Here is a 6,035-nt window from a genome sequence, read left to right as displayed (position 1 = left end):
CCCCCCCCCCCCCCCCCCCCCCCCCCCCCCCCCCCCCCCCCCCCCCCCCCCCCCCCCCCCCCCCCCCCCCCCCCCCCCCCCCCCCCACGACCGCGCCGGCTCCCCGCGCCTGCTCACGGGGTGATGAGGAGCCGGCCAACGGCCGGTACTACCGGCCTTTCGCCAGCGGCTATCGTGCAGGCTCGCACGCCCGCCTCGGCCTTACAGCGACCGGCTGATGGTGAAGCTGCCGAAGATCGGCGCTTCCTTCTGGCCGTCGAACTCGCGCGTGCTGTGGTAGCGGGCCAGCGCGAACTTCCAGCGGCCGCGCATCACCGCCACGCCGTAGCCGGCCTGGCCCACCACGTGGCGTTTGTCCACGCTGTGGCTGTTGCGGAAGGTATTGCCATCCAGGGTGATGTCGCGGATCACCCAGGCCGCGTCGGTGGTGGCGAACAGGTGCCAGGACCAGCCGGCCGGGCGGCCGCCGCGGGTGGGCGCGGTGTTCTCGCCGGCCGGACGCAGCGGGGTGCTGCCGAAATCGTCCGGCAGCTTCCAGCCGAAACGCACTTCACCACCGGCATTGAGGTGGGTGGCCAGGTTGCCCACCGCACCGCCGTAGTGGCTGATCGCATCCCAGCCCCAGCCGCCGGCGTTCTCGCTGGCGTCGGCCGGCCAGCGGCGCATGCGCTCGTGGGTGAGCATGAACACCGGCTCGTTGTGCAGCTGGTTGTCCCAGCCCTGGAATTTCTCGTCGCCCAGCGCATCGTGCACCGCATCCTGCACTTCCTTGCCCAGCGCCCACGGCCCCACCACGCCCAGCGCCAGCTGCGTGGTCTGCAGCCGGTCGCCGCGCCGCGCGTTGTAGCCGAAGCTGCCGATCAGCACGCCCGCATACGGGCGGTCGTCCTCGATCAGGTCCTTGCGGGTGAAATCGGTGGGGGTGAAGATCCCCTGGGCCAGGCTGAAGATCATGTTCTGCTGTTCGAACTCGCCCGGGTGCAGCCGTTCCAGGTGCCGGTTGACCCAGCGCGCCAGCCGCGGCAGGCAGGGGTCGTCGGTGTAGTCCACCAGGTTGGGCGAGACGAAGGTGATCTGGGCGCCATTGGTGTAGCCCTGGTCCTGGTCGGCGCCGCCGAACAGGTCGTTGTCCACCCGGAAATTGACCTGCGGCGGGTGCTCGCGCATCGCGTCGGGCCCGCACTGGTTGGCGGCCTGGACCGCGGGGGCGACGAGCGCCAGGGCGCCGGCGAGTGCGGCCGACAACGCATAGGGCTTCAACGACATGGAATTCCCGCTCAGGATTTGTTCTGTTTTTATGCCGAAGCAGCGTAGTCAGCGCGTGATGCAGTGAACAGACCCGCGCACGCACTGGTGCGTTTTGTTGGTGAAGACCGATTTTCACGTAGCGTTGGGCGCCGCTATGGGCACGATCATGCAAGGCTTGGGTTCGGTCGCCGGCGTCCCCATAATCGCGGTCATGGAGATCAAGTCTGACAACCCCGACCACGGCTTCCAGTTCCCCGGCCAGTTCGAACTCAGCGCCATGGGCGCGGCCGGCCAGGAGCTTGAACGCGAATTGCCGCGCCTGCTCGAGCAGGCCGGCGTCGAAGTACTGACCGAACGGGTCAGCTGGAAACACTCGTCCAACGGCAAGTATGTGTCGGTGCGGCTGGTGTTCAAGGCCGACAACCGCGAACAGTACGACGCCGCGCACGCCGCGCTGCGCGAGCACCCGGAAGTGAAGTGGACGCTGTAGGCGCCTGCGATACCGCCCCCCAGCCCGGCGCGCGGGCACCGCAGCCGGCGATCGTGCGCGATCTCGGCCGGCAGGCCTATGCCCCGGTCTGGCATGCGATGCAGCGTTTCACCGACGCGCGCACCGACGCCAGCGCCGACGAGCTGTGGGTGGTCGAACACGATCCGGTGTTCACCCTCGGCCAGGCCGGCAAGGACGAGCACGTCCTGGCCCCGGGGGATATTCCGGTGCTGCACGTGGACCGCGGCGGTCAGGTGACCTACCACGGGCCGGGCCAGATCGTGGTCTACCCGCTGCTGCAGCTGCGCCGGCTGGGGATCGGGGTGCGCGATTACGTGTGCCGGATCGAGCAGGCGATCATCGACACGCTGGACGAATGGAATATCGGCGCTGAACGGCTGGACGGGGCGCCCGGGGTGTACGTGGGCGGGGCCAAGGTAGCCGCGCTCGGCATCCGGGTCCGCCGCGGCTGCACCTTCCACGGCCTGGCCTTCAACGTGGCCATGGACCTGGAACCGTTCCACCGCATCAACCCCTGCGGCTACCAAGGGCTGCAGGTGACCTCGGTGGTAGACTTGGGGGGACCGTCCGGCATGGCGGCCGCCAAGCCGGTGCTGTTGGGCCATCTGGCCCGCCAGTTCGGCCTGGACCTCCAGCCGACCACCGAATTGCCCGATCTGACAGAGGCGGCGTGAACGCCGTCGACCAAGGCCATGACTGAAACCACCGCTCGCATCATTCCCCTGCAGATCGTGCAGGGCGACACGCCGTCCGCCGCGCCGCTGCAGACCGGGGTCAAACAGCTGGGCGGTGACAAGATCGGCCGCTCGCCGGTGCAGTTCGCCGACGCGCCGGTGCTGCGCAAGCCGTCCTGGATCCGGGTCCGGATTCCCTCCGGCAACGCGGTGCAGACGCTGAAGGCCAAGCTGCGCGAGAACCGCCTGGTCACCGTCTGCGAAGAGGCCAGCTGCCCCAATATCCACGAGTGCTTCAGCCACGGCACCGCCACGTTCATGATCCTGGGCGAGGTCTGCACCCGGCGCTGCTCGTTCTGCGACGTGGCCCACGGCCGGCCCAAGCCGCCGGACGCGAATGAACCGGCCAGCCTGGCCCAGACCGTGGCCGACATGGGCCTGAAGTACGTGGTGGTGACCAGCGTGGACCGCGACGACCTGCGCGACGGCGGTGCACAGCACTTCGCCGACTGCATCGGGGCCATCCGCGAGAAGTCGCCGGGCACCCGCATCGAGGTGCTCACCCCGGACTTCCGCGGCAAGGGCCGGATGGAGCGCGCGCTGGACATCCTGGCGACCAACCCGCCGGACGTGTTCAACCACAACATCGAGACCGTGCCGGACCTGTACCGCAACGTGCGGCCGGGCGCGGACTACCAGTGGTCGCTGACGCTGCTGAAGAACTTCAAGGCGCAGCACCCGGCCATCGCCACCAAGTCCGGCATCATGCTCGGCCTGGGCGAGGACCTGGACCAGGTCCGGGCCACCATGCGCGACCTGCGGGCGCATGACGTGGACATGATCACGATCGGCCAGTACCTGCAGCCGACGCCGCACCACCACCCGGTGCTGCGCTACTGGACGCCCGAGGACTACAAGGCGCTGGAGGTCTACGGCTACGAGCTGGGCTTCAGCCACGTGGCCTCCGGCCCGATGGTGCGCTCGTCCTACCACGCCGACGTGCAGGCCAAGGGCGCGGGGGTCGCGGTCGCGTAAGCGATCGTGCTTACGCGTCCCACGGTTTGCCGCCCAAACCGTGGGCGCTCCCACCATCGCCGCATGCACCGCGCCGGCCGGCGCCCCCAGCGACGCCGGGGCGCTGCCGGTGCACTCATCGCGGCCGGTACCGACGAAGGTCGGTACCGGATCGCCTTCCATGCTGCCCCCACGTTCCGCCGGTTTCCACCGACCCCCGGTCGCTGGCGCCCCGGCGTGGCCGCGCTGCGCGCACATTCACAATTTGCTACAGACCCCGGTTTAGGCTGGAAATCCACGTTGCGCGGGGATGGATGACAAACCCCGCAACTTTCGGCACTGTCGTGTGGTCTGATCCGCACGCAGTCTCCCCCTTGGCAAGGTGCCATGAGCAAGTTGATGAAATTCAAAGCCCCCGCATTCCTGATGGCCCTGGCGCTCACCGCGCCGCTGGCGCTGGCCGCGTACGCCGATTCGCCGGCCCTGCCGTCGGCGGCGACGGCCGACCAGGTGACCACGTCCAAGCTGGTCTACGGACTGCTGTCGGACAGCCGCTATGCCTACCGGCCGCGCGCCCTTGACGCGGCGACCTCCAAGGACGTGTTCAAGCGCTACCTGGAAGCGCTGGACGGCAGCAAGCAGTTCTTCACCCAGGCCGACATCACCCGCTTCGCCCCGTTCGAGGCCAACATTGCCACCGCCATCCGCGGCGGTGAGCTGGAGCCGGCGTTCCAGGTGTTTGCGGTGTACAAGCAGCGCGTGGGCGAGCGCATCGGGTATGCGCGCAAGCTGCTCAAGCAGGATTTCGATTTCAGCAGCGACGAGAAGTTCGAGTACGACCGCAAGGACGTGCCGTGGGCGGCCAGCAGCGCCGAGCTGGACGATCTGTGGCGCAAGTCGGTCAAGAACGATTGGCTGCGTCTGAAGCTGGCGGGCAAGCAGCCGGCGGAGATCCGCAAGACGCTGGACAAGCGCTATGCGACGCTGGAAAAGTCGGTCAATGAGTTGAAGGGCGAAGACGTCTTCCAGTTCTTCCTCAATTCCTACACCAGCGCGGTCGATCCGCACACCGATTACTTCACCCCGCGCACCGCCGAGAACTTCAACCAGGCCATGTCGCTGTCGCTGGAAGGCATCGGCGCGCAGTTGCAGCGCCAGGACGACATGGTGGTGATCCGCGAGGTCATCGCCGGCGGCCCGGTCGCGGTCAACGGCACCCTCAAGGCGGGCGACCGCATCGTCGGCGTCGGCCAGGGCAAGTCCGGGCCGGTGGAGGATGTGATCGGCTGGCGCATCGATGACGTGGTGGCCAAGATCCGCGGCAAGGCCGATACCCAGGTGCGACTGGAATTCATCCCGGCCGAAGAGGGCGTGGATGGCAAGCACCACATGCTGGTGCTGACCCGGCAGAAGGTGCGCCTGGCCGAACAGGCCGCCAAGGGCGAAACCCTGAGCATCCCGGCCAAGGATGGGGAGCCGGCACGCAAGGTCGGCGTGATCAAGCTGCCCACCTTCTACCAGGACTTCGAAGGCCGTCGCCGCAACGCGGCCGACTACGCCTCGGCCACCCGCGACGTGGCCAAGCTGCTGGCCGGGTTCAAGGCCGACAAGCTGGACGGCGTGGTGCTGGACCTGCGCAACAACGGCGGTGGTTCGCTGGACGAAGCGATCGAGCTGACCGGCCTGTTCATTGAACAGGGGCCGGTGGTGCAGGTGCGCGAGTCCGGTGGGCGGGTCACCGTCAACAGCGATCGCAGCGAAGCGGTGGCGTGGGACGGCCCGTTGGCGGTGCTGATCAACCGCGGTTCCGCATCGGCGTCGGAGATCTTCGCCGGTGCCATCCAGGACTACGGCCGTGGCCTGGTGATCGGTGAAACCACCTTCGGCAAGGGCACCGTGCAGAACATCGTGGACCTGGACCGGTGGCCGAGCGGGGAGACCCAGCGCTACGGGCAGGTCAAGCTGACCATCGCGCAGTTCTTCCGCGTCAGCGGCAGCAGCACCCAGCACAAGGGCGTGGTGCCCGACCTGGCCTTCCCGGCCAGCGTGGACGCCAGCGAATATGGCGAGAGCACCTACGACAACGCGTTGCCGTGGACCCGCATCGCCGCCGTGCCGCACACCCAGTACGGCAACTTCGGCCCGCTGCTGCCCAAGCTGGAAGGCCGCCACACCGCGCGCATCGCGGCCGACAGGGAGTTCCAGTGGTGGAACGAGGACGTCGAGCAGTTCCGCGCCGAGAAGGCCAAGAAGTACATTTCGCTCAACGAGACCGAGCGTCGCGCCGAGCGTGAAAAGCAGGACAAGCAGCGCACCGATCGCCAGGCGATCCGCAAGCAGCTCGGCCTGGACCTGGACCCGCTGGCCGATGACAGCAACGACGATGGCCTGACCGGCAACGAGCGTGACATCGTCAAGGACACCGCCCGCGAAAAGGCCGCCGAGAAGCGTCCGGACCCGTTGCTGCGCGAGTCGGCCGCGATCCTGGCCGATGCGGTGAACCTGCTGGAGAAGGACCGCCCGCTGTCGGCGCAGGTGCTGCCGCAGTCGACCGGTGCCGGTCGCTGGGCCGACTGACCGGGCGTTGA

General features: G+C 68.4%; 5 protein-coding genes. 4 read left to right on the top strand and 1 reads right to left on the bottom strand.

The features are described from left to right. Window positions 1–201 precede the first annotated feature (201 nt). The gene (locus M2421_RS14240) at window positions 202–1,266 is read right to left on the bottom strand and encodes a lipid A deacylase LpxR family protein (RefSeq protein ID WP_259207797.1); all 1,065 of its coding nucleotides are present in this window, start codon (window positions 1,264–1,266) and stop codon (window positions 202–204) included. 193 nt (window positions 1,267–1,459) lie between these two features. On the opposite strand from M2421_RS14240, the gene M2421_RS14235 reads away from it, so the two are divergent. The 4 genes from M2421_RS14235 to M2421_RS14220 all read left to right on the top strand — a co-directional run bounded on the left by M2421_RS14235 (window position 1,460) and on the right by M2421_RS14220 (window position 6,024). Next, window positions 1,460–1,738, top strand: coding sequence for a DUF493 family protein (locus tag M2421_RS14235; RefSeq protein WP_259207795.1), 279 nt, complete (start codon window positions 1,460–1,462; stop codon window positions 1,736–1,738). Next, entirely contained in the window at window positions 1,726–2,433 is a 708-nt protein-coding gene (gene lipB / locus M2421_RS14230; protein WP_259207793.1) for a lipoyl(octanoyl) transferase LipB, read from the top strand. Before M2421_RS14235 ends, lipB begins: the two co-directional genes overlap by 13 nt. Window positions 2,434–2,451: 18 nt before the next feature. Next, entirely contained in the window at window positions 2,452–3,468 is a 1,017-nt protein-coding gene (gene lipA, locus M2421_RS14225) for a lipoyl synthase (RefSeq protein ID WP_259207791.1), read from the top strand. A gap of 378 nt (window positions 3,469–3,846) precedes the next feature. Beyond that, window positions 3,847–6,024 (top strand): carboxy terminal-processing peptidase, encoded by a 2,178-nt coding sequence (locus M2421_RS14220; RefSeq protein ID WP_259207789.1) that lies wholly within the window; start codon window positions 3,847–3,849, stop codon window positions 6,022–6,024. The last annotated feature ends 11 nt before the right edge of the window (window positions 6,025–6,035 follow it).

Source organism: Stenotrophomonas sp. BIGb0135 (assembly GCF_024810105.1).
GTDB classification, from domain to species: domain Bacteria; phylum Pseudomonadota; class Gammaproteobacteria; order Xanthomonadales; family Xanthomonadaceae; genus Stenotrophomonas; species Stenotrophomonas maltophilia_AB.
This window is presented reverse-complemented; position numbering and strand designations above follow the sequence as displayed.